At 57.1% G+C, this 24,770-nt stretch carries 28 protein-coding genes; 14 read left to right on the top strand and 14 right to left on the bottom strand.

The window, feature by feature from the left end; genetic code table 11:
• Positions 1-74: 74 nt before the first annotated feature.
• The 4 genes from ACR0AJ_RS04670 to ACR0AJ_RS04655 all read left to right on the top strand — a co-directional run bounded on the left by ACR0AJ_RS04670 (position 75) and on the right by ACR0AJ_RS04655 (position 1,847).
• The gene (locus ACR0AJ_RS04670; RefSeq protein ID WP_170347881.1) at positions 75-782 is read left to right on the top strand and encodes a M48 family metallopeptidase; all 708 of its coding nucleotides are present in this window, start codon (positions 75-77) and stop codon (positions 780-782) included.
• Positions 779-1,147: a YigZ family protein gene (locus ACR0AJ_RS04665; RefSeq protein ID WP_480646032.1), complete on the top strand. Its 369-nt coding sequence runs from the start codon at positions 779-781 to the stop codon at positions 1,145-1,147. The genes ACR0AJ_RS04670 and ACR0AJ_RS04665 overlap by 4 nt, the downstream gene beginning before the upstream one ends.
• A gap of 69 nt (positions 1,148-1,216) precedes the next feature.
• Complete coding sequence (locus ACR0AJ_RS04660; RefSeq protein ID WP_170347883.1) at positions 1,217-1,468, top strand: DUF6455 family protein; 252 nt, start codon at positions 1,217-1,219, stop codon at positions 1,466-1,468.
• Positions 1,469-1,586: 118 nt separating this feature from the next.
• A complete protein-coding gene (locus ACR0AJ_RS04655) occupies positions 1,587-1,847 on the top strand; it encodes a DUF6455 family protein (RefSeq protein ID WP_170347884.1) in 261 nt (86 codons plus the stop codon).
• On the opposite strand, the gene ACR0AJ_RS04650 is transcribed toward ACR0AJ_RS04655, so the two are convergent.
• Positions 1,848-2,090, bottom strand: a complete 243-nt coding sequence (locus ACR0AJ_RS04650) for a CDGSH iron-sulfur domain-containing protein (protein ID WP_170347885.1) — start codon at positions 2,088-2,090, stop codon at positions 1,848-1,850.
• A 229-nt stretch (positions 2,091-2,319) separates the two neighbouring features.
• Here ACR0AJ_RS04650 and ACR0AJ_RS04645 point away from each other — a divergent pair, with 229 nt between their 5' ends.
• The 3 genes from ACR0AJ_RS04645 to ACR0AJ_RS04635 all read left to right on the top strand — a co-directional run bounded on the left by ACR0AJ_RS04645 (position 2,320) and on the right by ACR0AJ_RS04635 (position 3,392).
• Positions 2,320-2,508, top strand: coding sequence for a hypothetical protein (locus ACR0AJ_RS04645; protein ID WP_170347886.1), 189 nt, complete (start codon positions 2,320-2,322; stop codon positions 2,506-2,508).
• Positions 2,509-2,640: 132 nt separating this feature from the next.
• Positions 2,641-2,997 carry a diacylglycerol kinase gene (locus tag ACR0AJ_RS04640; protein ID WP_170347887.1) on the top strand — a complete coding sequence of 119 codons (357 nt, stop codon included), beginning with the start codon at positions 2,641-2,643 and terminating at the stop codon, positions 2,995-2,997.
• Positions 2,998-3,140: 143 nt separating this feature from the next.
• A complete protein-coding gene (locus ACR0AJ_RS04635; protein WP_480640703.1) occupies positions 3,141-3,392 on the top strand; it encodes a hypothetical protein in 252 nt (83 codons plus the stop codon).
• A 113-nt stretch (positions 3,393-3,505) separates the two neighbouring features.
• On the opposite strand, the gene rimO is transcribed toward ACR0AJ_RS04635, so the two are convergent.
• On the bottom strand, positions 3,506-4,894 hold the full coding sequence (rimO, locus tag ACR0AJ_RS04630; protein WP_170347889.1) for a 30S ribosomal protein S12 methylthiotransferase RimO: 1,389 nt from the start codon (positions 4,892-4,894) through the stop codon (positions 3,506-3,508).
• A gap of 96 nt (positions 4,895-4,990) precedes the next feature.
• Here rimO and ACR0AJ_RS04625 point away from each other — a divergent pair, with 96 nt between their 5' ends.
• Entirely contained in the window at positions 4,991-6,949 is a 1,959-nt protein-coding gene (locus ACR0AJ_RS04625; protein ID WP_480740204.1) for an AsmA family protein, read from the top strand.
• 33 nt (positions 6,950-6,982) lie between these two features.
• Here the strand turns inward: ACR0AJ_RS04625 and ACR0AJ_RS04620 are convergent, their stop codons facing one another.
• Genes ACR0AJ_RS04620 through ACR0AJ_RS04605 form a run of 4 tightly spaced genes read right to left on the bottom strand, consistent with a single transcriptional unit; the run spans position 6,983 to position 11,544 of the window.
• Complete coding sequence (locus ACR0AJ_RS04620) at positions 6,983-8,479, bottom strand: phosphomannomutase/phosphoglucomutase (RefSeq protein WP_480740202.1); 1,497 nt, start codon at positions 8,477-8,479, stop codon at positions 6,983-6,985.
• 14 nt (positions 8,480-8,493) lie between these two features.
• Positions 8,494-9,327, bottom strand: coding sequence for a 3-deoxy-8-phosphooctulonate synthase (gene kdsA / locus ACR0AJ_RS04615; RefSeq protein WP_480740200.1), 834 nt, complete (start codon positions 9,325-9,327; stop codon positions 8,494-8,496).
• 5 nt (positions 9,328-9,332) lie between these two features.
• Positions 9,333-10,907 (bottom strand): KpsE/RkpR family capsule polysaccharide export protein, encoded by a 1,575-nt coding sequence (locus ACR0AJ_RS04610; RefSeq protein WP_170347893.1) that lies wholly within the window; start codon positions 10,905-10,907, stop codon positions 9,333-9,335.
• Entirely contained in the window at positions 10,885-11,544 is a 660-nt protein-coding gene (locus ACR0AJ_RS04605) for an ABC transporter ATP-binding protein (protein WP_170347894.1), read from the bottom strand. The genes ACR0AJ_RS04610 and ACR0AJ_RS04605 overlap by 23 nt, the downstream gene beginning before the upstream one ends.
• Before the next feature lie 233 nt (positions 11,545-11,777).
• On the opposite strand from ACR0AJ_RS04605, the gene ACR0AJ_RS04600 reads away from it, so the two are divergent.
• Positions 11,778-12,365, top strand: a complete 588-nt coding sequence (locus ACR0AJ_RS04600) for a uracil-DNA glycosylase family protein (RefSeq protein WP_480662451.1) — start codon at positions 11,778-11,780, stop codon at positions 12,363-12,365.
• Positions 12,358-13,146, top strand: coding sequence for an SseB family protein (locus tag ACR0AJ_RS04595; protein WP_480740198.1), 789 nt, complete (start codon positions 12,358-12,360; stop codon positions 13,144-13,146). The genes ACR0AJ_RS04600 and ACR0AJ_RS04595 overlap by 8 nt, the downstream gene beginning before the upstream one ends.
• A gap of 46 nt (positions 13,147-13,192) precedes the next feature.
• Here ACR0AJ_RS04595 and yghU read toward each other — a convergent pair whose 3' ends face one another.
• The gene (gene yghU / locus ACR0AJ_RS04590; protein ID WP_480740197.1) at positions 13,193-14,071 is read right to left on the bottom strand and encodes a glutathione-dependent disulfide-bond oxidoreductase; all 879 of its coding nucleotides are present in this window, start codon (positions 14,069-14,071) and stop codon (positions 13,193-13,195) included.
• Positions 14,072-14,302: 231 nt separating this feature from the next.
• Here yghU and ACR0AJ_RS04585 point away from each other — a divergent pair, with 231 nt between their 5' ends.
• On the top strand, positions 14,303-14,821 hold the full coding sequence (locus tag ACR0AJ_RS04585; protein ID WP_480740195.1) for a YHS domain-containing (seleno)protein: 519 nt from the start codon (positions 14,303-14,305) through the stop codon (positions 14,819-14,821).
• Positions 14,822-14,873: 52 nt separating this feature from the next.
• On the opposite strand, the gene ACR0AJ_RS04580 is transcribed toward ACR0AJ_RS04585, so the two are convergent.
• Positions 14,874-15,536, bottom strand: a complete 663-nt coding sequence (locus ACR0AJ_RS04580) for a DnaJ domain-containing protein (protein WP_480567080.1) — start codon at positions 15,534-15,536, stop codon at positions 14,874-14,876.
• 189 nt (positions 15,537-15,725) lie between these two features.
• Entirely contained in the window at positions 15,726-16,592 is an 867-nt protein-coding gene (gene metF / locus ACR0AJ_RS04575; protein WP_170347900.1) for a methylenetetrahydrofolate reductase [NAD(P)H], read from the bottom strand.
• Between the two features lie 94 nt (positions 16,593-16,686).
• Between metF and ACR0AJ_RS04570 the strand changes: the two genes are divergently transcribed.
• Both ACR0AJ_RS04570 and ACR0AJ_RS04565 read left to right on the top strand, forming a co-directional pair.
• Positions 16,687-17,592 carry a LysR family transcriptional regulator gene (locus tag ACR0AJ_RS04570; RefSeq protein ID WP_170349338.1) on the top strand — a complete coding sequence of 302 codons (906 nt, stop codon included), beginning with the start codon at positions 16,687-16,689 and terminating at the stop codon, positions 17,590-17,592.
• A 96-nt stretch (positions 17,593-17,688) separates the two neighbouring features.
• Positions 17,689-18,474: an inositol monophosphatase family protein gene (locus ACR0AJ_RS04565; protein WP_170347901.1), complete on the top strand. Its 786-nt coding sequence runs from the start codon at positions 17,689-17,691 to the stop codon at positions 18,472-18,474.
• 71 nt (positions 18,475-18,545) lie between these two features.
• On the opposite strand, the gene bhcD is transcribed toward ACR0AJ_RS04565, so the two are convergent.
• The 4 genes from bhcD to bhcA form a co-directional block, all read right to left on the bottom strand.
• On the bottom strand, positions 18,546-19,535 hold the full coding sequence (bhcD, locus tag ACR0AJ_RS04560) for an iminosuccinate reductase BhcD (RefSeq protein WP_170347902.1): 990 nt from the start codon (positions 19,533-19,535) through the stop codon (positions 18,546-18,548).
• A 77-nt stretch (positions 19,536-19,612) separates the two neighbouring features.
• Entirely contained in the window at positions 19,613-20,776 is a 1,164-nt protein-coding gene (gene bhcC / locus ACR0AJ_RS04555) for a 3-hydroxy-D-aspartate aldolase BhcC (RefSeq protein WP_480662443.1), read from the bottom strand.
• 12 nt (positions 20,777-20,788) lie between these two features.
• On the bottom strand, positions 20,789-21,763 hold the full coding sequence (gene bhcB, locus ACR0AJ_RS04550) for a beta-hydroxyaspartate dehydratase BhcB (protein WP_480740193.1): 975 nt from the start codon (positions 21,761-21,763) through the stop codon (positions 20,789-20,791).
• 11 nt (positions 21,764-21,774) lie between these two features.
• Positions 21,775-22,965, bottom strand: a complete 1,191-nt coding sequence (gene bhcA, locus ACR0AJ_RS04545) for an L-aspartate--glyoxylate aminotransferase BhcA (protein ID WP_170547984.1) — start codon at positions 22,963-22,965, stop codon at positions 21,775-21,777.
• Positions 22,966-23,151: 186 nt separating this feature from the next.
• Between bhcA and ACR0AJ_RS04540 the strand changes: the two genes are divergently transcribed.
• Positions 23,152-23,982, top strand: a complete 831-nt coding sequence (locus ACR0AJ_RS04540; protein ID WP_480740191.1) for an IclR family transcriptional regulator — start codon at positions 23,152-23,154, stop codon at positions 23,980-23,982.
• A gap of 3 nt (positions 23,983-23,985) precedes the next feature.
• Here the strand turns inward: ACR0AJ_RS04540 and ACR0AJ_RS04535 are convergent, their stop codons facing one another.
• Positions 23,986-24,729 (bottom strand): rhomboid family intramembrane serine protease, encoded by a 744-nt coding sequence (locus tag ACR0AJ_RS04535; RefSeq protein WP_170347907.1) that lies wholly within the window; start codon positions 24,727-24,729, stop codon positions 23,986-23,988.
• Positions 24,730-24,770 lie beyond the last annotated feature (41 nt).

Here is a 24,770-nt window from a genome sequence, read left to right as displayed (position 1 = left end):
AATCCGAAGGTGGCAGTCCCCCAGGTGTCGCGCTATGGTTTTTCAAACGGGATCACCGTTTCAAAGGAATATGAATGCGCCGTCTGATCTATTTGCTGTTTCCTCTGTTGTTGACGGCCTGCAGTGCCGGTGTCCTGCGCGTGCAACCGGCAAATGAATGGTCGCTGGATTCGAGTGATTTTCAGGTCGACGCCGCCGCGTTTCGGAAAATCAGCCGTCAGGTCGGCGACGAAGCCCGCGCCGAATGTCTGCGCCAGGCCAAGGTCAAAAATTGCGATTTCACGATATTGGTCGACCTGAACCCGCGCGCACCGGCAAATGCCTTTCAGACTCTGGATGATGACAATCAGCCGGTAATCATATTCACGCGTTCGATGATCCAATCTGCGAAGAATCCTGATGAACTGGCGTTTGTCATGGGGCACGAGGCAGCGCATCATGTTTTGGGACACATCGCCCGGCAGTCGAAAAACGCCCAGGAAAGTGCCGCGATCTTCAGCGAATTGGGTAAGCTGCATGGCGAGGAAGGCAAAGACCTTGAACGCACGCAGAAATTGGGGGCCGAATTGGGTGTGCAGGTGAACGTGAAAGCGTTCGAGCTTGAGGCGGACCAACTGGGCACGATCATCACCCATAACGCGGGATACAACCCTTTAATTGGCGCCAAATATTTTGATCGCCTTCCCGATCCGGGGGATCAGTTTCTGGGAACGCACCCCCCAAATACCGACCGAGTTCAGATCGTTCTTGAAACCGCAAGACAATTGGGTTTGACGCAATGACCGCTTTGACACGGCTGGGCGTGATCCTGACGGACCGGGGGTCGAAATACGCGGTAACAGGCGCAGCCGTTGGCACGCGGGCCGATGTTAATGCAGTCTTGCAGGAGCTCAAGTCAGACAAGGCTTATGCCAAAGCCACGCACAACACCTGGGCGGCCATTTTGCCGACCGGGGCGTTGAAGGCCGATGACGGGGAAAGCGGTGCGGGCATGGTGATTCTAAGGATGCTTGAACGGGCCGGGCTGGACAGTCATGTGGTCATCGTCACCCGCTGGTACGGCGGAAAAAAGCTGGGTGGGGATCGATTTAGGCGCGTGCAGGACGCGACCCGAGCCTATCTGGATCATATCGGCGTCGGGCCTTGATGTGAGTCAAAGGCCCAAGCACCGGGTTGAGATATCCTGCTGCGGACAGATGGCAGGAAAGGACCTCTCATGCCCGATCAAGAAGTCTTGAAATTCCATGCAGGTCTTGTGGATCAGATGGCTACGAAACTTGGTGTGGATCTGCAGGAATCCGCGATTGAAGGTGATGTTTCGATCGATCAGCTTTCCGATGCTGTTCTGAGGTGTACGGGCTGTGCAAATCCCAATCATTGCCAGAGCTTCCTACAGCAGCCCGCGCAGGCGGGCCAAACGCCGGAATACTGCCGCAATCAGGAAATGCTCCGAAAACTGCAGCCTTAACGACAGGAAGGTTTCATGCCGCATTAGAGTGGTCACCGGACGCGATAGGTGACCTACAGACTAGCAGAAACCAACACCGGTTTGCTGTGTTGAAAACATGATCAAAGCAGGAAAACTGATGGCGCGAAATTCTTTGGGGGATGTCGAAAAACACTTTTGGCTAACCCGTTCGGTGGCGCGATGTATGAAAATCTCGTTGACCGAAGCCATGGCAGAGAAACGGCTGACACCGGATCGCTATGCCGAACTGGTAACACGCTGCCGGGCATCGCAGTGCAGTAACCAATGTGCCATCTGGTTGTCTGAACAACAATCCGAGGCCCACACCGCACCCGAATTCTGTGCCAACGCTGATCTGTTGAACGCGTTGAAGACCTGATTACAGTTTGGAATGCGACCCGTCACACAGCGGAGGATTCCCGCTGTGTTTGCAGCCACAGAAAAAGACTTTTTTGCTGCTGTCTGCCGTGTACTTTACCGGTTCGAACCCGGTGTCTTTGTGCGATCCATCGCAAAACGGCTGCCGCTTGGATCGGCCGCATGCACACCAGAAATAGCTTTTCCCTTCGATCACCTCGACCGGGAAGGGACCTTTTTGCGCGATGGTGGGGCTGTCAGACATGTGGCTACTCCGTCTTTTGCTGATGTCAGTCTACCAGTGTAGAGCGATACGCGAAAATCGGTAGCCTATGCTCATAAATCCGCTGTTTCTGAGGGGGTTACCGGCGTTGTTTCGCCTTTCTTCACGATCGCGTGATCGAATTCGTTGCAAATATGCCATTCAAGTCGTATTGTGAGACCGGCCCCGGATTCTTGGGCAATATCAGGAAATTAATAGAGGAATGACGGACATGAAACTCAAATTTGCTGCCGTTGGTGCATTTGCCCTTGTTTTGGCTGCTTGCTCGCAGCAGGAAGAACCGGCGCCGGTTTATATCACGCCTGAGTACGACAAATTCGGCACACCTAGCTGCCCGGCAGGAACTGAGCTGGCCACGACAGAAGCAGGCCAGACCGTCTGTAATCCGGTCGCACAATAACTATTCCGCGGGTGGCCCGTTTTTAAGGCTGCCCGCACATTCTCGACAAAAAAACCGCCCTCGGGGCGGTTTTTTCTTGCCCTCCATAAATCAATGCGGCTTCAGTTCCGTACACCGAAAAGTTGAAGGCTGATGAGAAACCTTCTTACACATCTCAAGGATCGAACGCGTTGGAGCTGGCAAGGGCTGGTCGCGACCTGGCGTGAAGAGTATTCGTTCCGCGCCTGGGTTTGGGCAAATCTGGTCTCGGCTGCTTTGGCCGTTTGGTTGCCGTTCGGTGAAGGGGTGCGCGCCCTGATCCTGATATTTGGCCTGCTTGTTTTGGTGGCCGAGCTGTTCAATACCGCGATTGAGCGCGCTGTCGATCACACCTCGACCGATCACAATAAACTGGCGGGGCAGGCCAAGGACGCCGCCAGTGCTGCTGTTGCGTTAACGGCTTTGGCGGCGGGATTGGCTTGGGTCATCGGGCTTCTAAGCCTGTTTTGAAGCCATCAATACCTCCGCCGTTTTATACCATAGCGATATCTTCGGTTTTGAATTCCGTAACTCCGTGGAAGGTAATAAGGCGAGGCATGTTTGTTGCTGAACGCTTGCCTTGACCGGTGGTGTCGTTTGACCGGTTTGACGTAATGAACCTTGGGTTTGCTCTTGTGGTGGTACACTTTCGGCTTGGTTTGATGTTTGTGTTTGCTGGACCGATGATAGACTTTAGGTTCGCCATAGTATCGCTGCACATGGTGTTTGCTGCGCAGGTGCAGGCTCAGCGGTTCGGACCCTATAATTATGAAACCGCCCGCGCGGACGTTGTCCGCAACAGCGGGAACGGCATAAAGCTGGGCAGCAAGGATAACCGTTATGCATTTCAGGCCAAAGGGGCGTAGGCAGGACATTGGAACTTCCTTCCTATAAGGCGGTATGTCCCGTCATAATCCACGAGTCTGGCGCAAAACACCAATAAACTTGCCTCACGCTTTGCCCAGCAGGGGTGACTGGATCAGGTCAGCTTGCCCCAAAGGTCATATTCGCCAGCCTCATCGACCTCGACCGAGACGATGTCGCCAGGGTTGAGGGTTTCAAACCCTTCGTCGATAAACAGATTCCCATCGATCTCGGGCGCGTCGGATTTGGTGCGGCAAGTGGCGGCTTCGCCATCGACCTCGTCCACGATCACCTCGATGGTCTGGCCGACCTTTGCGGCCAGCTTTGCCTCGGAGATCGCCTGTGCCTTCTCCATGAACCGTTCCCAGCGCTCTTGTTTGATCTCGGCCGGAACATGGTCGGGCAGATCGTTCGAGCGTGCGCCATCCACGTTTTCGTATTGGAAGCATCCCACGCGATCCAATTGCGCCTCATCCATCCAGTCCAAAAGCGTCTGGAACTCAGCCTCGGTCTCGCCGGGATAGCCGACGATAAAGGTCGAGCGCAGGGTGATATCGGGGCAGGTCGCGCGCCATGCTGCGATCTCGTCCAGTGTTTTCGCCGCTGCCGCCGGGCGGGCCATGCGTTTCAGAACGTCCGGGTGGGCATGTTGGAACGGAATGTCTAGATAGGGCAGGATGTTGCACCTGGCATCGGCCATCAGGGGGATCAGCTCGCGCACATGCGGGTAGGGGTAGACATAGTGTAGACGAACCCAGGCATCCAGCTGCCCCAGCTCACGCGCCAGATCGGTAATGTGGCTGCGCACCTCACGGTCCTTCCACGGGTTCACATCGTATTTCCGGTCCAGCCCATAGGCCGAGGTATCCTGCGAGATCACCAGCAATTCGCGCACGCCATTGTCGACCAGCTTTTCGGCCTCACGCAATATGGCGTGGGCGGGACGACTGGCCAGTTTCCCGCGCATGTCTGGGATGATGCAAAATTTGCACTTGTGGTTACAGCCCTCGGATATCTTGAGATAGCTGTAATGGCGCGGGGTCAACTGCACGCTGGCGGCGGGCAGTAGATCAACGAATGGATTAGGATCGGGGGGAACTGCTGAATGCACCGCATCCAGCACCTGTTCGTATTGATGCGGCCCGGTCACGGCCATAATGCGCGGGTGGTGTTCACGGATATAGTCGGGCTCGGCCCCCAGGCAGCCGGTCACAATGACCTTGCCGTTTTCTACCAAAGCCTCGCCAATGGCGTCCAGAGACTCAGCCTTGGCGCTGTCAAGGAACCCGCAAGTGTTCACGATTACGGCATCGGCCCCGGAATAATCTGGCGAAATGCCGTACCCTTCTGCACGAAGACGGGTCAAAATCCGCTCGCTATCGACCAAGGCCTTGGGGCAGCCCAGCGACACCATACCAATGGTTGGTTGGTTGGTACGTGGCGTATCAGGCATCCTGGCGGCGGGCGCCAGGTCAGGGCGGAGGTTTGGTGGGTTCGTGCTCATGGCGCGGCATATAGTGGGGAACGCTTCCTCTTGCAAATACGGGCTGGGCTTTGGATGATCTTTTCAACGCATGCCAAATAAGCGGAGAGCAGAAAAATGAAGTGGCTGGTGCGCATACTCTTCTTATTCGTGGCCGCAATCGGGTTGGTCATCGGCGCCTTATTGCTGATGCCGGGGGATAAGCTGGCGGCGATTCTGGCGGAACAGGTCAAAAGCGAAACGGGGCGCGACCTGACCTTGTCGGGGGATGTGAACCTGTCGTTCTGGCCCGTTCTGGGGATGGAGACCGGCCCTGTCACGTTTGGCAACGCACCCTGGGCCGGGTCCGAACCGATGCTCAGCGCCGAAAGCCTTGCCGTCGGCGTGGATGCTTCGGCGCTGCTGAACGGAGATTTACGGATAAGGCGGGTTGTCGCGGATAATCCGGTTTTGAGGCTCGAGTTATCCGATGGACGCGGCAATTGGGAATTAAGCGCTCCGGTTGCCTCGCAGGCGACGACCGGAAGCAATACCAGCGCGTCATCTGCATCGCCTCAAGGTGCCGTGACGCTGGACCGTCTGGAACTGACCAATGCACAGTTGGTTTACATCGAAAATGGCGCAACGAAATTCAACTTCTCAAACGTTGATCTGTCGGCCAGCTGGCCGGGGCCGACCTCACCCATGGTCATGGAGGCGCGGATGGCAGTGCCGGGCGGCCACGTGAAAGTTGACCTCGAAATACCGGACCTGCCGACCTATGCATCCGGGGCTGTCGCACCTTTGAAATTGGCTCTGACCGCGCCGGGCGGCGAGGTTGGGTTCGATGGCCGCGTCAACCTTGCTGGAGAAATGGACGGCGCGCTTGCGGTCAAAACCAGGAACACCGAGGAAATGATGGCCGCTTTTGGACAGGCGGGTGTCGGGGTGCCGCTGGGATTGGGCCGCAAGGCCGATGTGTCTGGGCAGATGACCTATACCAGCGAGGGCCGTATCTCACTGCGCAACATGGTGGCGCAGTTGGACCACAACCGCTTTACCGGAGAAACGGATATCGAGATTTCGGATCCGCCGAAAATCACCGCGCGGCTCAAGAGTGGGGATATTGACCTTTCACGTTTCAATGACGCGCCGGCATCGAGCGGGGGTGGGTCGGGAACGGTGTCCTCGCCTGACAGTGGGTGGTCCAAGGCCCCGATTGATGCCTCGGCCCTGTCGCTGGCCAATGGAGAAATACGCCTGACGACCTCGTCCATTGTCCTGCCCGACCTAGAACTGGGAGCCAGCGACCTGACGCTGATACTCGACCGGTCCCGTGCTGTGTTGCAGATGAACCCGGCCACTTTGTTCTCGGGTCAGGTGAACGGGCAGGTGGTGGCCAACAATCGCAATGGCCTGTCAGTCGGCGGTAAGCTGAAGGCGAAAAACATGAACGTTCAACAAGCCCTGTCCACCCTCGCGGGGATTGAGCGTTTTACGGGTACAGGAACGGGTGAGTTTGAATTTCTAGGCGTCGGGCAGACCGAAGACCAGATCATGCGATCCCTCAGTGGCACGGGCAATCTGAATGTGGGGCAGGGCGTGATTTCGGGTTTTGATCTGGATCGCCTGATGGGGCGCGGCAAAGGTTCGGGTGGGACAACCGTGTTCAACAGCCTGACAGCCAGTTTTACCATTGATCAGGGTGTGCTGACCAATAACGACCTGCTGATGTCACTGGACAATTTCCGTGCAGATGGGACGGGCAAGGTCAATATCGGCGCGCGCAGGATCGACTATCTGTTTACCCCAACCGCGCTGCGGGCCAACTCGGGGCAGGGTCTTTCGGTTCCAGTGCGGATTGTCGGGCCGTGGAGCGACCCTTCGATCCAACCCGATTTGTCCAAAGTGATCGAGGCCGCCGCCGAAGGTCAGCTGAAAGACCTTGAGGACGACGCCAAGCAAAAGGTTCTGGACAAAGTCGGTGATGAACTGGGCACAGCAGTGACAGACAGTGAAAGTGTCGAGGATGCTTTAAAAAACAAGTTGGAAGAAGAGGCGAAGAAAGGCCTGTTCAAATTGTTGGGCGGAAATTAACGGGCGGGGCGCGTTAGGCGCCCCGAACCCGGATCAGATGGTCTGATCGTAGTCGCCAACACCGGGCTCGGTGCGAATGACGGCGTCGATATCGGCAAAGATGGCACGCATTTCATCTTCACTTGCGCTGCTTTCGCAGACCACAACCAGGTTCGGCGTGTTCGAAGACGCCCGCACCAGACCCCAGCTGCCATTGTCCAGAATGACCCGCGCGCCATTGACGGTGACCACCTCTTTGATGGCGCGCCCGGCTAAGGTTTCACCTGCGTCAGCTTTGGCAACCAACTTGTCCACCAGCCGGTTAAGAATGTCATATTTCTCGGTATCGGCGGCATAGGGCGACATTGTTGGCGTCGACCAAGTTTTTGGCAGTGCCTTGCGCAGGTCCGACATGCTTTTGTCCGGGTTGCGATCCATCAGTTTGCAGATCTCGACCGCGACCCGCATGCCGCAGTCATAGCCGCGCCCGATCGGCTCTGCCAGGAAGTAGTGGCCCGATTTCTCGAACCCTGCCAGAGCATTGATTTCTTTAACCCGGCGCTTCATGTGGCTATGGCCGGTTTTCCAGTAATCGGCTTTGACGCCGTGGGCCTGCAACTCGGGGTCGCTGGCAAACAGCCCGGTTGATTTGACGTCCGCCACAAAGGTCGCATTGGGGTACAGCTTGGCCAGATCGCGGGCCATGATCACGCCGACCTTGTCGGCGAAAATCTCCTCACCCTCGTCATCGACAACACCGCAGCGATCTCCGTCACCGTCAAATCCCAGCGCCATGTCGGCGCCGCTGGATTTCACGGTGTTGGCCATGTCGTGCAACATCTCCATGGCTTCGGGATTAGGGTTGTAGTTGGGGAAGGTGTAGTCTAGCCGGTTGTGGCTGGGCACGACCTCGACCCCCATCCGTTCGAAAATCTCGGGCGCAAAGGCTGACGCTGTACCATTACCCGTCGCACAGACAACTTTCAGCGGCCGAGACATTTTGAAGTCACCAACCAGATCGTCGATATAAGCTTCTTTCACGCCGTCCACGAATTCGTACGAACCCCCCTCGTGGGGGATGCCTTGTCCATTCAGAACGATGTCGCGCAATTCCGACATCTCGTCCGGGCCGTGGGTTAACGGGCGTTCAAAGCCCATCTTTACGCCGGTCCAGCCGTTCGGGTTGTGGCTGGCGGTGACCATGGCCACGGCAGGGACATCCAGATGGAACTGGGCGAAATAGGCCATAGGGCTCAGTGCCGGGCCGATATCCTTGACCTGAATCCCGGCCTGCATCAGGCCCAGGATCAACGCATTCTTGATTGCCAGCGAGTAGTCGCGATAGTCGTTGCCGACCGCGATCACAGGCGCGATTTCACGCTTGCGCATCTGAGTGCCCAAACCCAGCCCCAGCGCCGTCATGCCCGGCAGATTGATCTCTTCGGGGTATTTCCAACGGGCGTCATATTCGCGAAACCCGGTGGGTTTGATCATCGGGTCGCGTAGAAAACTCCAGGTGTTCGGAATCACCTCGGGGATGGGTTTGGTCATACTATCGCTCTTGCTTAAATCTGAATCGGGTTGGCTTTGGCCAATGCATCAAAGCGCATCAATGTGTCAATCAATTGAGGCATTTGATCCAGATAGATCATGTTGGGGCCATCACAGGGGGCGTTGTCCGGATCTTGGTGTGTTTCCATAAAAACACCGGCTATACCAACGGCAACAGCCGAGCGTGCCATAACGGGCGCAAATTCGCGCTGACCACCGGATGCACCACCCAATCCACCGGGCTGAGCCACAGTGTGGGTGGCGTCCATTATCACCGGGTACCCGGTGCGAGCCATTTCCGGCAGAGATTGCATGTCCACCACGAGGCGGTTGTAGCCAAAGCTGACACCACGTTCCGTCAGCATGATGTTGTGATTGTCGGTGCTTTCGATCTTGGCCGCGACGTTCTGCATGTCCCAAGGGGCCAGGAACTGACCTTTTTTGACGTTGACCACCGCGCCTGTTGCGCCTGCGGATTTTAGAAGGGCGGTTTGACGGCAAAGGAAAGCGGGGATTTGCAGGATGTCACACACCTCGGCAACGGTCGCGCATTGTTCTTTCTCATGCACATCCGTAGTGACTGGCACGCCAATGCTGTCCTTTACCGATTGCAGCACTGCCAAACCTTTGTCGAGGCCCAGTGCAGGAGCTGCGTTTACAGAGGTGCGGTTAGCCTTGTCGAACGAGCCTTTAAACACATACTGAGCACCGGCGGCGTCGCAGGCCTCTTTCATTTTGCCAGCGATCATCTGGGCGTGATCGGCGGTTTCAAGTTGGCAGGGGCCGGCAATGATCGTCAGAGGCAGATCATTACCGACCGTGAGATCGGAGATTTTTACATGTTTCATGTGTCTTACGAGGATACCTGTTCACGAAGGACCGACGCGGTAAGCGAGATCATCAGGTAGATACCAGCAAACAATAGGAAAGCCAAAATCGTATTTTCAAACTTGCGCGGATAGCTGGGTTCCTCACTGGCGACCGGGTTCACTGAAACCGTCAGATAACGCACTTTGCGGTTGGCTTCGGTTCGTGTGGTTTCCATCTGTTCCATTGCGGTTTGCAGCATCAAATCACGAGCCACAAGGTCGGCCTGGGCCATCTGAATTCGCACGCTTAAACGCGCCAGCGAGTTTTCGCCTGCTGACGCGTCCAGCATTTCGGCGTTCAGTTCTGCCAGGGCAACTTCAAGTCGTTGAATGTCCGCACGGACACCATCCACTTTGGCTTGGTTCGGGCGCAAGTTGTCCAAAAGTGCGGCCAGCTGCAGTTCTTTTTCCTGCAACTCGATTTCGATTACGTTGATCCGTTCGCGCAGGCCAAGGAGGACGTTTTCTGGGTCCAAAACCGCCCCCTGAAGCTGCAGCTCGATCAGTTCCTCCTGAGCTTTTCGACGTTCGTTCTGAGCCAATTCAAAACCGGCCCGGGCATCGCGCATTTGGTCTTCGCGTTTCAATTCGGTCAGACCGTTGATGGTTTCCTCGGCATAGGACAGTAGAAGATTGGAAAGTTCGACTGAAATCTCGGGGCTTGGTGCCGCAACTTCCATCCGGATGATACCGTCGCTGGGGTCGTACCCAATGGTAATCATCCGCTTGTAAAGCTTATAGGTATCCTCAAGAGATGCATCCTGCGGCAGGCGTTGAATCGGATCGATCCAATCCTGCTTGAAGATTTCGGAAAAATTGGTGTCGTTCTCAAGTCGCACCAGCGCGTCTTTGGATTCCAAAAATTCCTGCGTGGCGACGGAATCTTGTGCAGTGGCGAATTGAGTACCTGCAAGAAACCCACCAAAGGACGCCCCGCCGCCGTCTGCCTGCAAGATTGAAAAGGCGGAATCGCTGGCGTACATCGGTGTTGCGTACCGATAGAAATAGGTGCCCACAATCAGGGTCGGCAGCAGTACAAAGGCTGCCAGACGCGCAAACAGCGCAAACAGCTTGCGTTTGCGGCGGCGTGCGATGTCCTTTTGAATTTCACCGATTTCAAGATTTCGCCGCTCGGCTGGCGTTAGCTCCGGACCGGTAAGGCCTTGGGAAGAGTCCGAAATCGTCTGCGGCAACTGGATCTTGATCTTGTCCTTTGCTTGATCATTCGAACCTGTTTTTTCGGCTGCCAAATCCAGCAAGTTGGCACGTTCGAACGGATCGATGCCCTTTTTACGTAATAGCCGCACCGCGTCGTAATCCGACGTTGCAGCAAGCCCGTTTTTCTGGGCCAGACGACGTGCCACACGCAGTTGGCGACCGGTTAGCCCTTCGCGCTTGATCGCCTCAATATCGGTCGAGGGAGACGGGTTATTTGCCGCCTCAGACGGTTGCGTCGCTTTTCTGATGCGCGAAATCGCGTCGGCCCGTGCGTCTGCGGAATCCGAGCCCTGACGATTGCGGCGCCAGCGATATTTTTTAGCCTTGGGTTTGGTAGTCATATAACTGTCGTGCCTCTTCCAAGGTGTCGAACATGTAAAGCTGACCGTCCAATAGAACGGCCGCCTGCTGTGCAAATTTCTCAAGAACGTCGGGATTGTGGGACACGATCACCAGTGTCGTTGTCCGCAAACGCTCTCGCAGGATGTCACCTGCTTTTCGGTTGAATTCTACATCCGTGGATGAGGGCATGCCCTCATCAATCAGGTACATGTCAAAATCCAGCGCCAGCATCAGGGCAAAGGTAAAGCGAGCCCGCATACCGGATGAATAGGTCCCGATAGGCTGATTGAAATACTCACCCAGATTGCACAGCCAGCTGCAATACGCCTCGACATAGTCGGGATCCATCCCATAGATTTTGGCGATGTAGCGGGCGTTTTCCAGGGCCGAAAGCTTTTTGACCACACCGCCGGAAAACCCCATCGGGAACGAGATGCGGCAGGATTTGCGGATCACACCCTCATCCGGTTTTTCCAGCCCGGCCATCATGTTGATCAATGTCGTCTTGCCGGTGCCGTTTGGGGCCAATATGCCAATCGACCGGCCCAGTTCGATCTGGAACGAGACCCGATCCAGGATCACCTTGCGGCGGGTCCCGGTCCAAAAGGACTTACTGACATTCTCAAACTCAAGCATTCACGGCCTGCTGCTCGGGCGTTTGTTTGGTACACCGCCCAGGTTGGTAAACCATCGACAAATTTATTGGTCCATGTTGGCTACATTATGTCGAATTGTGAAACAAATGATCAATGCGTACCGTCGCTGTGCTGTTGGTTTTGTGACTTTTGCATCTGTTGGCCTTGGGGTGTCCGTTGACTATCTTTCCTTTCGACCGTCAACCAATTTGATGCAGGAAGTCTTGCGATCTGATGAATTCGCTACAGAAAGAAATTGCGGCCTGCCGTATTTGCGCAGACAGGTTTCAGACCACGTTTACCGCGCATAAGCCGCGCCCGGTGGTCTGGTTTCGGTCTGGTACGCCATTGTTGATCGCAGGGCAGGCGCCTGGCGCGCGGGTCCATGCCTCGGGGCGTCCGTTCACCGATCCCTCTGGCGACCGTCTGCGGGACTGGCTGGGGATTGACGAGGCCGTATTCTATGACCGCGCCCGCGTGTCGATCGTTCCGATGGCCTTTTGCTTTCCCGGATATAACGAGCGTAAAGCCGACCTACCACCGCCGCCCATATGCGGAAAGACATGGCATGACAGGGTGATGGATGAGTTAGGCGAGGTACCGCTTACGGTTCTGGTCGGGGGGCACGCGCACAAATATCACCTAGGTGTACGTACGGCCGTGACCGAAACCGTGCGCAACTGGCGAGACCATGCGCCGCGCGTCTTTCCCTTGCCTCATCCGTCTTGGCGGAATACGGCATGGCTAAAGAAAAACCCGTGGTTCGAAGCTGAACTGCTGCCGGTTCTGCGTGCGCGGGTGCAAGAGGTTTTGAATGACTAACGCCACGGCGCTTGACGCCGCCCATGCCACGATGGAGGCCAGTCCGCTGGATGACGCGGCGCGTCTGCGGTTTTTTGAGCGCCTGGCAGACTCTGAGCTGTTTCTGTTGCTGGCCGAAGAAGCGCAGGACGAGAATATTTCGCCCGAGCTGTTCGATGTTGCGGATGGCCGCTTTGTACTGGCCTTTGATCGCCACGACCGTTTGGCCCGATTTGCGGAACGTCCCGTGCCTTACGTCGCGCTGTCGGGTCGGGTGCTGTCGACGATGCTGGCAGGGCAGGGGATCGGGCTGGGTCTGAACCTTGAGGTCGCACCTTCATCCATGCTGATCCCGGCCGAAGCGCTGGGCTGGCTGGCCACCACGTTGGAACATGCACCAGAAGAGGTACAGCAACGTCTGGCAGAGTTCCTGCCGCCAAAGGGCATGCCGGATGATCTGTTGACAGCGCTGGACACAAAGCTGGCCACAGCCGTCGGCTTGGCCGAAGCTGCGTTTCTTGTTGGGACCAAGACGGAAGAGGGCGGCATGGGCCACCTTCTTGGTTTTGTCGGCGCGGTTGAGGGAGCTGAGCTCGCACTGGCCAAAGCCGCGTCCGAGGCACTGACCTTTTCCGGGATCGAGGCTGGGGCGATGGATGTTGGTTTTTTTGGCCCGCATGATCCAGCATCAGCGGCACTGGCACGGGTTGGCTTACGGTTCGACTTGCCACAGCCCGAGGCGCGGGTCATCGAACAGGTTACGCCGGGCACTAACCCGGATAAGCCACCAATTTTGAAATAGGTGGTCAGGCAAGCCCCGCGATCCAACGAACCGCGGGGCATTGCGACTATTCTGCTGCTGCTTCCAGCTTGTCTTGTGTGCGGGTGTCGAAATCGCTTGCGTCATGGCGTTCGTGCAGCTGCGTATGCGGCTCACCAAACGCACGGTTGACCATGCGGCCACGCTGAACAGCGGGGCGCGCGTCGATCGCCTTGGCCCACCGCATCACGTTTTTATAGGACTCGACATCCAGGAATTCGGCGGCGCTGTAGAGGCGGCCCAACACCAGTTGGCCATACCAGGGCCAGATGGCCATATCAGCAATGGTATAGTCTTCGCCTGCAATATAAGCGTTTTCAGCCAGTTGCCGGTCCAGCACGTCCAGCTGCCGTTTGGCCTCCATCGCGAAGCGGTTGATCGGGTATTCCCATTTCTCAGGCGCATAGGCGTAGAAATGGCCAAAACCGCCGCCAAGATAAGGCGCACTGCCCATCTGCCAAAACACCCAGTTCATCACCTCGGTGCGTTCCTGACCCGATTTCGGCAGGAAAGCATCGAACTTTTCTGCCAGATGGAACAGGATCGAGGCGCTTTCGAAAACACGCACAGGCGCATCACCCGAGCGGTCCCAAAGCGCAGGGATTTTTGAGTTCGGATTGGCGTCGACAAAGCCCGAGCTGAACTGGTCCCCCTCTCCGATATTAACCAGCCATGCGTTGTATTCGGCACCGTCGTGACCCAGCGCCAGTAGTTCTTCCAGCATCACTGTGACTTTGACACCGTTTGGGGTAGCCAGTGAATAAAGTTGCAATGGGTGCTTTCCGACCGGCAAGTCCTTGTCGTGGGTCGCCCCGGCAATGGGTCGGTTGATATTGGCAAATCGACCACCGCTTTCGCTGTCCCATGTCCAGACTGCGGGGGGCGTGTATGGGGATTGCTCGCTCATCTATCGTCTTTCTCAGCTGCGTTCTGGTAAAGTTTATGTCCGTCTCAACAGCTAATGTTGCAAAGCCCCGAGTCCAACCCCGGATGTTGGGGCAGTTTTGTAACATTCGGGATCGGACCTCTCACATTTCTTCATGCGATGTCACAGCGGCGCGAGCAGGACTGCCCATTGGGGCGAAAATATCTATTCTCTCAGCAAGTGCCCAACCCCGAGGACAAAAGGATTTACCACATGAAACGCTTTGCCCTGACTTTCGTGACAGCTTTGGCCTTTGCCGTGCCGGCTTTCGCCGGTGATCAGTATGTAGACGGCACCGGCTTTGCCGTGTCGGGTTACGACGTTGTCGCCTATCGTGGCCTGGATCAGGCGCCGGTTGGCCAAGCCCAGCCCGAGGCCGTACGTGGCCGTTCTGATATTACAGCGGACTATAACGGTGCCACCTGGGCGTTCTCGACCGAACAGCACCGCGATAAGTTTCTTGAAAACCCCGCCTATTACGCCCCGGCCTATGATGGGCATTGCGCTTACGGTGTATCGCGTGGTGGCAAGGTTCCGGCGAACCCGAACCTGTGGCGGATTGTCGATGACAAGCTGTACCTGAACATCACTGATGTTGTTGTCGGCTTTTTTGAAGAGGATATCCCCGGCAACATCAATCTGGCCGAAGGCAACTGGCCGGGGATCGAAGGTGATGACGCATCGACCAGCGTTATTCCGAAATTCACCTCGGAAGGTCCGGTCGCAAACTAATACGCTACTCACCGAAGCTAAACCCGGTCCACACTAGGCCGGGTTTTTGCTGTTAGCCAGCCAGCCAGAAGTCGTCGCGCATTTGTTGACCCGCGTCGAACTTGATGCGAACGCTTTTCGCGCCGGGAAACTTTCGTTCGGTGATCGTGTCGGGAACCACGACTTCACCGGCGCCTGCATCGTTCGACTGAAAGCTCAGAACTTCGGTTTCCGTCCGCCGGGCCGAGGCAAGAACCGAGGTTGGCAGCGCCACCCGGTTGGACCCCTCACAAACCGGTGTTGGAACAAAATAAGTCAGATGACGGCCATAGAACCCAACGGCTTCGGGGACATGGTCTGCTTCGATTGAGGTCTGAGAATCCGGGTTTGCGCCATCCGGGCTGTGCGCCAGAGCTGTGTTCAGCAACACGCGGCAGGCGTCGATATCAGCGCTTTCCAATTCAATGACACGTTTGCGTAGCTTCGGCCGGCGCGGCATGCCGGTGGCACGTCCTTTGACGGTCAGCCCTTCGCGGCGTAAAAAATCATACGCCTCTTTGGCGCGCGCGAAATGTGTGCAATCGCCGTTTCTGTGGTCTGGATGTGCGTGAAATGCGATGTGGCGCCAAGCATCTCGGATATCGTCGGACCCTGCATTCTGGTCCAAGCCCAAAGCTTCGAGCGCGTCAACGCGTGCATTTATCTTTTCAACAGGCTCCATAGCCAAAACACTCATTAAACAAACACTACGAACTCAGTGTGTGGAGGCTCACGAATTTGTCAAACTTTATCAAAAATTTATCGCTATTTGGGGGACAGTTCGAAAGGGGTCGCGCTATTGTTCACATCCCGGTTGCACTTGTGATCCCGCAAAAAAGCCCGGAGCCTTGGTAGGGTCCGGGCAAAGTAATCAACAGGGATCAAATCAGGCGACGTTTTGCAATTCGGCCTTTGGAGTAATACCCAGTGCAAAACACACGTCGCGCGTCAGTTCAGGCCGGTTCAGGGTATAGAAATGTAGCTTGTCCACGCCTTCGTCGATCAGGTCCGAACACAGTTCGGTGCATAGTGCTGTGGCCAGCAGATCCTCTCGATTATCGCGAATCGCCTTTTCAAAGGCGTTTTCGACCCAGTCAGGGATATGCGCACCACAGCGGCGGGCAAAATTGCGGGCACCTTTCCAGTTCTCGATGGGCAGGATGCCGGGCACGATGGGCTTGTCGATCCCGGCTTTTTCGCAGGCATCGCGGAAGCGGAAAAAGGTCTCGGCCTCAAAGAAGAACTGCGTCAGGGCTTCGTCCGCACCGGCATCCAGCTTGGCCTTGAGCCAGTCGACATCAGCCGAAAAATCCTGTGCCTCGGGGTGCTTGTCGGGATAGGCGCCGACGCGGATGCTGAACATTTCGGTTTCAGCCAGGGCTTCGATCAACTCGACCGAGTTTGCGAACCCATCGGGATGCGGCAGGAACCGAACCTGACCTTTCGGCGGATCACCCCGCAGGGCGACAATGTCCTGAACCCCGGCACGCGCGAATGTATCGGCGATCTCCAGCGTTTCCTGGCGCGAGGCGTCCACGCAGGTCAGGTGCGCTGCCACAGGAAGGCCGGATGATTTGTGCAGGGTGGCCACGGCATCGCGGGTTAGTTCGCGGGTTGTGCCGCCCGCCCCATAGGTGACCGAGACAAAGCGCGGCTCAAGCGGGGCCAGCGTCTGAACCGTATCCCACAGGCGGAATGAGGCCTCGAGCGTTTGCGGCGGGAAAAACTCGAATGAAATTTCTGGTTTCGTCATGGCTGCCTCACTGGTCCTATCTGTGGCTCTTGTGCCAGTTTGCGCATTGTGAGACAAACTCATATTACTCAAGAACAACATGAGTCACACTACAATGCACATCGAATTCCGACACCTGCGTACGATTAAGGCCATCCATGAATGCGGCGGCTTGGCCCGTGCGGCGGATCAGCTGAACATCACGCAATCCGCGCTGAGCCATCAGATCAAGGGGTTGGAGGATCAGGCGGGGGTCGAATTGTTCCTGCGCCGGTCCAAGCCGATGAAACTGTCGGCGGCGGGCTTGCGTCTGTTACGGCTGGCTGAGCAGATTCTGCCGCAACTTGAGGCGACGCAACAGGAATTTTCCTCTCTGCGGGACGGGCGCACGGGGCGGATGCATATCGCCATCGAATGTCACGCCTGTTTCGAATGGCTGTTCCCGGTGCTGGAATCTTTCCGCAAATCCTGGGGCGATGTAGATGTCGATATCCGCCCGGGTCTGGCCTTTGACGCTTTGCCTGCCCTGCAGAAGGAAGAGGTCGATCTGGTGGTGTCGTCCGACCCTGAGGAGCTGCCGGGTATAGAATTCATCGAACTGTTTGACTATGACGCGGTCTTTGTCGCGTCGTCCTCGCACCCCTTGGCGCAGAAAGAGTTCATCGAGGCCGAGGATTTCCGAGGGCAAACCCTGATTACATACCCGGTCGAACGCACACGTTTGGATGTGTTCAGCCAATTGCTGATCCCGGCACGCGTTGAACCGGCCGCAATCCGGCAGGTGGAATTGACGGCAGTGATCCTGTTGCTTGTGGCCTCGAACCGGGGCGTTGCTGCGTTGCCTGACTGGGTCGTGCGCGAGGTAAAATACAACTCGGACTATGTCACCCGCCCGCTGACGGAAAACGGAATTACCCGCACATTGTACGCGGCAGTGCGCTCGGAAGACCTTGAAAAACCCTACGTGCAGGAACTGATCGAACTGGCGGGAACCGAGGCGCGCAAGCTGCAAGAGCAATAGGTAATAAACGCGGGTCTGCTATGCGCATCATTCCTCTTGGCAAGGGCGCGTTGCACCAGTATACGCGCGGTTTGACCGGACAGGAGCCTTTGGACAATGGTTGGCAGTGCAAACCTCAACATCATGATCAAAGCCGCGCGCAAGGCGGGGCGTTCTTTGGTCAAGGATTTTCGTGAAGTCGAGAACCTTCAGGTGTCGATGAAAGGCGCGGGCGACTTTGTCTCCAAGGCCGATATTGCCGCCGAGGCAATCCTGAAAGAGGAACTGCTGGGTGCGCGCCCAACCTATGGCTGGTTGGCCGAAGAGGGCGGCGCGATTGATGGTGAGGACCCAACCCGCCGTTGGATTGTAGACCCGTTGGACGGCACAACCAACTTCCTGCACGGCCTGCCGCACTGGGCGGTGTCGATTGCGCTGGAACACAAGGGCAAGATCGTGGCCGGAGTGATCTATGACGCCGCCAAGGATGAGATGTTCTTTGCCGAAAAAGGTGAAGGCGCATGGATGAACGATACCCGCATCCGTGTCTCGGGCCGTCATCGCATGATCGAGTCCATCTTTTCGACCGGCTTGCCATTCGGGGGCCGCTCGGACCTGCCTGCCACGTTGCAGGATCTGGCCCGGCTGATGCCTGCCTGCGCTGGTGTGCGCCGCTGGGGCGCTGCGGCGCTGGACATGGCCTATGTGGCCGCAGGCCGCTATGAAGGGTTCTGGGAGCGTCGCCTGAACGCTTGGGACGTGGCCGCTGGGATCATCATCGTGAAAGAGGCCGGTGGCTTTGTGCAAGCCCTGAACCCCGAAGGCAACGTGCTTGAGGATGGCGAGGTGATCTGCGCCAATGAGCCGATCTTTGACCAGTTCGCCAAGGTTATCCGGGGCTAAGCTTCCTGCAAATCCATTAAAAAAAGCGCGCCCTGTTACAGGCGCGCTTTGTCGTTTCAAAGAGACTGGATTCAGAGGGTTGCGCGCTGCGCCAGCCCGGCTTCATCCGCCAGCCGTGCGGCAACAGATGCAACCGCCAGGTCCTGTAGCCCAACACCGGTTCCGTCGAACAAGGTGATCTCATCCGCGCTTGCCCGCCCCGAATGGTCGCCATTGATGACGGCACCGATTGGGGTGATCTGATCTTCGGTCAACGAGCCGTTTGCGATGGCATGCTGAGCTTCGCCAAGGGTGACCGATTGGGCAACTTCGTCGGTGTAAACCGTTGCACTGGCAACCAGCGCGGCGTCGACTTCTTGCTTGCCTACCGTATCGGTGCCCATGCAGGCCAGATGGGTGCCCGGTTTGATCCAGTCTTTCATCAGCAAAGGTTCAAACGCCGACGTGATGGTGATGATGACATCCGCCTGTGCGCCCAGCTCTTCTTGACTAACAGCTTCGAAGTCGAGGCCGATTTCTTTCGCGACCTCACCCAGACGCGGAAGCATCTCGGGGTGGGGGTTCCAGGCAACGACTTTTTCAAAGTCGCGTTGCTCGGCTGCGGCGCGCAGTTGGAAGGCGGATTGATGGCCAGCGCCAACCATGCCCAGAACCTTGGAGTCCTTTCGGGCCAGATGGGCGATGGAAACGGCAGACGATGCAGCCGTGCGCACGGCGGTCAGGTAGTTGCCGCCGACCAGTGCAGACAGACGCCCGGTGTCCGGGTCGAACAGGAAGACAGTGGATTGGTGGTTGGTCAACCCTTTGTCCAGATTGCCGGGCCAGTAGCCGCCAGATTTGACACCCAGCACCTGACCGGCCCGATCAAAGCCGGATTTGAATCCATATAGCGCATCGGCATAGCCAATCGCTTCACGGATGACCGGAAAGTTGTAAGCATCTCCGCGCGCCATTGCGGCGAACACGTCCTGCACCGCGTCAAACGCGTCGCTGCGGCCAACCAGTTGCTGGCACAGATCTTCTCCGACGATCAGCAAGGGTTTTTCCGACATATCTTTCATGACCTTTTCCTTAGCTTGAGGGCAGGTCCGGGCGGCAGGGAAGGGAAGAACCGCCGCCCGGATCAATGCGGTTCGGCTTAATACGCCTTACCGCGAGCGGATACTGGCCAGAGGGTTTCGACCTTGCCGTTGCGCACCCCAACATACCAATCATGGACGTTGGCGGTGGGGTCGCAGTGACCCGGAACTAGACGCAGTTTGTCGTTCACCTTCAACGCACCGTCGGGATCAGCGACAACACCGTGTTCGTCCGAACACTTGACGTATTCCACATCGGTGCGCCCAAAGATCACCGGCAAGCCACTGTCCACCGACTGCGCCTTGAGGCCTGCATCGACAATGGCCTTGTCGGCCTTGGCGTGGCTCATGACGCTGGTGAGGATGAAGAACGCGTTCTCCCATTCTCCACGGTCGATGCGGTTGCCGTCCTGATCAAGGATACGACCATAATCGGCGTCCATGAAGGCGTAGGAACCGCACTGCAGTTCGTTGTATACGCCCGAAGTGCTTTCAAAATAGTAGGACCCGGTGCCGCCACCGCCGACAATGTCACACTCCAGACCTTCTGCGGCCAACCCGTCCACTGCGTCTTTGACCTGTGCCACGGCAACGTCGATCTTAGCCTTGCGGTCCTCATAAAGGTCCATGTGCTGCATCGCGCCCTGGTAAGCCTGAATGCCAGAGAACTTCAGCCCCGGAGCCGCGTCGATGGCTTTGGCGATGGCGATTACCTCGGGTGTCGTCGTCACGCCGCAGCGACCTGCGCCGCAGTCAATCTCGACCAGACATTCGATCTGGGTGCCATGGCGTTGTGCCGCCTCGGACAGATCGCCGACATTGTCGATGTCGTCGACGCAGCAGATCGTCCGTGCGCCCAGCTTGGGCATGCGCGCAAGGCGGTCGATCTTGGCCGGGTCGCGCACTTGGTTCGAGACCAGAACGTCTTTGATACCGCCGCGGGCAAAGACTTCGGCCTCTGAAACCTTCTGGCAGCATACCCCACAGGCCCCACCTAGTTCGACCTGCAGCTTCGCCACATCGATGGATTTATGCATCTTGCCATGCACCCGGTGACGCATCCCATGGGCCTTGGCATAGTCACCCATCTTTTTGATGTTGCGCTCCAGCGCGTCCAGATCCAGCACCAGACTCGGCGTCTGAATTTCGGCCTCGTCCGTGCCAATCGCGGCAGGAATGTCAAAGCCAACTTCAAGCTGATCAATATTCACAGGCTTGTTCATACTTCTTCCTCCTCAGCCCTTGATCCAGGGCAATTTATCCAAATCCACGTTGCCGCCAGTGATGATCACGCCGATGCGTTTGCCTTTGAACACTTCGGGGTGTTTCAGGATGGTGGCTAACGGCACGGCGCTGCTGGGTTCCATCACAACACGCAGGTATTTCCAGGTGATCTTCATCGCCTCGACGATTTCGTCTTCGCTGGCGGTTTGAATGTCGGTGACAAAGCGGGACACAAAGTGCCAGGTATTTTCCTTCAGCGGCACTTTCAGACCGTCGGCGACAGTGATCGGCGCGTCATCCGCGATGATGTGCCCGGCCTTGAAGCTGCGATAGGCGTCGTCGGCTTGTTCCGGTTCGGCGGCGTATATCTTTACCTCGGGGGCCGCGTTCGACATTGTCAGGCACGTGCCCGAGATCATGCCGCCGCCACCAATGGGTGCGACTACAGCGTCCACACCGTCGGTTTGCTCAAGCAGTTCGGCCGAACAGGTGGCTTGCCCTGCAATTACACGCGGGTCGTTGTAGGGGTGAACGAACTCACCGCCCGTCCGGCCTTGCACTTCGGCAAACACGGCCTCACGCGAGGTGGTCGAAGGTTCACACTGGGTGATGATCCCGCCATAACGGCGCACCGCGTCTTTCTTGGCTTGCGGTGCCGTGCGCGGCATCACGACGTTACAGGGAATACCCCGCCGTCCGGCTGCATATGACAAACTGAGCGCATGGTTGCCCGAAGAGTGGGTGGCCACGCCGCGCTTTGCAGCGTCGTCATCCAGCCCAAAGACCGCATTGCAGGCCCCGCGCACTTTGAAGGCCCCGGCTTCTTGGAAGTTTTCACATTTAAAGAACAGCTGTGCGCCGGTCAGTTCGTCCAGATAGTCCGAACGCATCACTGGGGTGCGGTTGATATGTGGCCGAATCCGTTCGTGCGCTTCGCGCATGTCGGCCAGCGTCAGGCTTTCAGCTGTGGTGAGTGCGTCCAACATCAAGCTCCTCCTTAAGCTGCGGATTGCATCGGTGTGGCGCTGCCGCTGCGGAAGTACTCCTGCGCTGCTGCAACACCGCTGCCCAACGTGATCGGATAGTCCAGATCAGCCATCGCCATTTCGATCGTGGCCAGACCGGACAGAACCATTACATCCGTCAGGCTGCCCAGATGGCCGATACGGAAGGCTTTGCCGTTCATTTCGCCCAACCCGATGCCAAAGCTTACGCCATAGGCATTAAAGGCGTGATCGGTCAGCGCATTGCTGTCAAAGCTTTCAGGTACGTAAATCGCACTGACGGTATCGGAATACAGGTCGGGCGATTGCGCCACCAACTCCAGCCCCCAGGCGGCAGTTGCCTTGCGGACCCCTTCGGCCAGACGGAAATGGCGGGCATATACGTTGTCCAGACCTTCCTCGAACAGCATCTTCAGGCTTTCGCGCATACCATAGATCAGCTGCAGCGGTGGGGTATAGGGAAACCCGCCCGACGCATTTGCGTTCATCATGTCGCGGAAATCAAAGAAGGTGCGCGGCAGTTGGGCCGTTTCCATCGCAGCCAGCGCCTTGGGGCTGACACACAGGATCGCCATACCGGTTGCCAGCATGAAGCCCTTTTGCGAACCCGACACCGCGATATCGACGCCCCAGCCATCAAACTCGAACGGCATCGAGGCCAGTGAACTGACGCAATCCACAAACAGCATCGCCGGGTGGTCGCTGGCATCCATTGCCTTGCGCACCGCTCCGATATCCGAGCGTACGCCGGTCGCCGTTTCGTTATGCGTTACCAGAACTGCTTTGATCTTATGCTCTTTGTCTGCGGCAAGAGCTTCGGCAAACTTATCGGCGGGCGCGCCGCTGCCCCAGGGGCATTCGATGATGCGGACATCCAGGCCGTGCCGTTGGCACAGGTCGATCCAGCGATGGCTGAACATGCCATAGCGCGCAACCAGTACGCTGTCGCCGGGGCTGAGAGTATTGGTCACCGATGCCTCCCAGCCGCCTGTTCCGCTGGCCGGGAAGGTGATGATCTTCCCTTCTTTGGTTCCAAACACCTTTTTGGTGTCTTCCAGCACAGGGGCAAAGGTTTCGACAAAATCAGGCGCGCGGTGGTCCTGTGTCTGGACCTGCATCGCTAGGCGCAACCGATCCGGGATATTGGTGGGGCCGGGAATGAATACCGGGTTTTGATTGGACATTTCTAGATCCTCCGATTTGAAGAAGAGTGTTGTAGAAATCGCTCCTTGGTGCAATTTTCTTGAAAAATATTTTCATTTTTGCAATTAAATAAATAATCCATTGAATAGATGTGATTTTCCGTTTTTCATTTTTGAGTTTCAGAAAGCGGGATGAAAAAAACTTTGCCGGTCTGAAAGGAGAAATCAGTGACGGACACCCCCAAAAGGCCGCGCGGCAGGCCCAAATCGCTGTTCAAGGAAAGCTCGGCCGGGACCATGCAATCACTGGATCGGGCGCTGGTTGTTCTGACCGCAGTGGCACGAATGGAACGCGCTGCGCTAAGCGATCTTGCGCGCGAAGTGGATGTACCTACAGCCACTACGCACCGCATTCTGGCGACGTTGCAGAAACATGGGTTTGTCGCCTTCGATGACGAACGGCAGGAATGGATGATCGGGATTGAAGCGTATCGCACCGGCGCTTCGTTCCTGCGTCGAAACAGCGTGATTGAAATCGGGCGACCGATCTTGCGGCGCTTGATGCAAGAAAGTGGCGAAACCGCGAATTTGGCCGTGCCAGACGGGTCCGAAGTGGTTTTTGTCGGACAGGTTGAAACGCCAAACCCGATCCGGGCGTTTTTCCCACCGGGTGCTAGGACGCCGATGTACGCGTCCGGCACAGGCAAAGCGATATTGGCCGCGATGAGCGAGTCTGCGGCCAGCAAAGCATTGGCGGCTGACGCTGTTCGTTTCACCTCACATACGTTGCTGCCGAACGAAGGGCTAGAGGCGGATTTGGCTAAAACCCATGCCCGCGGCTGGTCGCATGATCATGAGGAACGGTACGAAGGCATGTCTTGTATCGGTGCCGCCATCTACAATGACCGGGGCGAACCCTGTGCCGGGATTTCCGTGTCTGGGCCGTCTGTCCGGTTCGTTGCCGACCGGGCAACAGAACTGGGTACGTTGGTTCGGGACGCCGCAGAAGAGATCACGCAGCTCAGCGGTGGTCGATTACCGAAGCCGCCTGAGGACTAGCGCCTATTTTCGCGGGACCCGTGGAATGCGGGATTGCGATAATTTGTATTTGTGTTCGGGGTGGGGCGGGTGGCCGTGGGTGCGGCCCCAATACGCGGGGCCACCTCGTTTAAGCCAAAGCGGGAGGCACAGGACCAGGCCGACAAAAAAGCCCCCCGTGTGCGCCCAATAGGCAACTCCACCTTCGTCTGGGTTGCTTGCAAGGCTGCCCATGAATTGAAGGCCCAACCAGATGCCCAGCATGATGAAAGCCGGGATGGTGAAAATCCGAAAATAGACGATCAGAATCAGCAGAACGTCCACGCGCGCTTTGGGGAACAGCAAAAGATAGCCGCCCATCACCCCGGCAATCGCACCCGAGGCTCCAATGGTCGGCACCACCGAGTCCGGCGCGGTGGCAACGTGGATCAGGCCTGCGCCGACACCAGCCAGCAAATAGAACAGCAGGAAGGGCAGGTGGCCCATCTCATCCTCAAGATTGTCCCCGAAAATCCAGAGAAACAGCATGTTCCCGGCCAGATGCATCCATCCACCATGCAGAAACATCGACGTCACAAGGGTTTCGAACGCAAATCCATCGGTGATCCGCGCCGGGATGATAGCATAGTCGAAATACAGCCTGTTGATCAGCGGTGCATTATCCATAATCCCCACATAGCTGAAGAAAATCAGGATATTGGCTGCCATCAGTAGGTAAACGACATAGGGCGTGCGCCCCGACGGATTGTGGTCACGGATCGGAAACATGGGGGGACGCTGGGCTTTTCCCGGCCCAGCGTCAAGGTACG

It is taken from the genome of Ruegeria sp. CJ9 (assembly GCF_056536625.1).
The sequence above is the reverse complement of the archived record's forward strand: the minus strand, read 5'-3'. Positions and strand labels throughout refer to the sequence as shown.

Bases quoted from the DNA above. Each gene is read 5' to 3' on its own strand.
- yghU (WP_480740197.1), bottom strand. From the start codon at position 14,071: ATGAGCGAGCAATCCCCATACACGCCCCCCGCAGTCTGGACATGGGAC.
- bhcC (WP_480662443.1), bottom strand. From the start codon at position 20,776: ATGAACAAGCCTGTGAATATTGATCAGCTTGAAGTTGGCTTTGACATT.
- ACR0AJ_RS04585 (WP_480740195.1), top strand. From the start codon at position 14,303: ATGAAACGCTTTGCCCTGACTTTCGTGACAGCTTTGGCCTTTGCCGTG.
- ACR0AJ_RS04620 (WP_480740202.1), bottom strand. From the start codon at position 8,479: ATGACCAAACCCATCCCCGAGGTGATTCCGAACACCTGGAGTTTTCTA.
- ACR0AJ_RS04625 (WP_480740204.1), top strand. From the start codon at position 4,991: ATGAAGTGGCTGGTGCGCATACTCTTCTTATTCGTGGCCGCAATCGGG.
- metF (WP_170347900.1), bottom strand. From the start codon at position 16,592: ATGACGAAACCAGAAATTTCATTCGAGTTTTTCCCGCCGCAAACGCTC.
- ACR0AJ_RS04670 (WP_170347881.1), top strand. From the start codon at position 75: ATGCGCCGTCTGATCTATTTGCTGTTTCCTCTGTTGTTGACGGCCTGC.
- ACR0AJ_RS04580 (WP_480567080.1), bottom strand. From the start codon at position 15,536: ATGAGTGTTTTGGCTATGGAGCCTGTTGAAAAGATAAATGCACGCGTT.
- ACR0AJ_RS04605 (WP_170347894.1), bottom strand. From the start codon at position 11,544: ATGCTTGAGTTTGAGAATGTCAGTAAGTCCTTTTGGACCGGGACCCGC.
- ACR0AJ_RS04665 (WP_480646032.1), top strand. From the start codon at position 779: ATGACCGCTTTGACACGGCTGGGCGTGATCCTGACGGACCGGGGGTCG.
- bhcA (WP_170547984.1), bottom strand. From the start codon at position 22,965: ATGTCCAATCAAAACCCGGTATTCATTCCCGGCCCCACCAATATCCCG.
- ACR0AJ_RS04640 (WP_170347887.1), top strand. From the start codon at position 2,641: ATGAGAAACCTTCTTACACATCTCAAGGATCGAACGCGTTGGAGCTGG.
- ACR0AJ_RS04535 (WP_170347907.1), bottom strand. From the start codon at position 24,729: ATGTTTCCGATCCGTGACCACAATCCGTCGGGGCGCACGCCCTATGTC.
- bhcB (WP_480740193.1), bottom strand. From the start codon at position 21,763: ATGTTGGACGCACTCACCACAGCTGAAAGCCTGACGCTGGCCGACATG.
- ACR0AJ_RS04565 (WP_170347901.1), top strand. From the start codon at position 17,689: ATGGTTGGCAGTGCAAACCTCAACATCATGATCAAAGCCGCGCGCAAG.
- ACR0AJ_RS04655 (WP_170347884.1), top strand. From the start codon at position 1,587: ATGGCGCGAAATTCTTTGGGGGATGTCGAAAAACACTTTTGGCTAACC.
- ACR0AJ_RS04635 (WP_480640703.1), top strand. From the start codon at position 3,141: ATGAACCTTGGGTTTGCTCTTGTGGTGGTACACTTTCGGCTTGGTTTG.
- ACR0AJ_RS04570 (WP_170349338.1), top strand. From the start codon at position 16,687: ATGCACATCGAATTCCGACACCTGCGTACGATTAAGGCCATCCATGAA.
- kdsA (WP_480740200.1), bottom strand. From the start codon at position 9,327: ATGAAACATGTAAAAATCTCCGATCTCACGGTCGGTAATGATCTGCCT.
- ACR0AJ_RS04600 (WP_480662451.1), top strand. From the start codon at position 11,778: ATGAATTCGCTACAGAAAGAAATTGCGGCCTGCCGTATTTGCGCAGAC.
- rimO (WP_170347889.1), bottom strand. From the start codon at position 4,894: ATGAGCACGAACCCACCAAACCTCCGCCCTGACCTGGCGCCCGCCGCC.
- ACR0AJ_RS04650 (WP_170347885.1), bottom strand. From the start codon at position 2,090: ATGTCTGACAGCCCCACCATCGCGCAAAAAGGTCCCTTCCCGGTCGAG.
- ACR0AJ_RS04645 (WP_170347886.1), top strand. From the start codon at position 2,320: ATGAAACTCAAATTTGCTGCCGTTGGTGCATTTGCCCTTGTTTTGGCT.
- ACR0AJ_RS04595 (WP_480740198.1), top strand. From the start codon at position 12,358: ATGACTAACGCCACGGCGCTTGACGCCGCCCATGCCACGATGGAGGCC.
- ACR0AJ_RS04610 (WP_170347893.1), bottom strand. From the start codon at position 10,907: ATGACTACCAAACCCAAGGCTAAAAAATATCGCTGGCGCCGCAATCGT.
- ACR0AJ_RS04660 (WP_170347883.1), top strand. From the start codon at position 1,217: ATGCCCGATCAAGAAGTCTTGAAATTCCATGCAGGTCTTGTGGATCAG.
- bhcD (WP_170347902.1), bottom strand. From the start codon at position 19,535: ATGAAAGATATGTCGGAAAAACCCTTGCTGATCGTCGGAGAAGATCTG.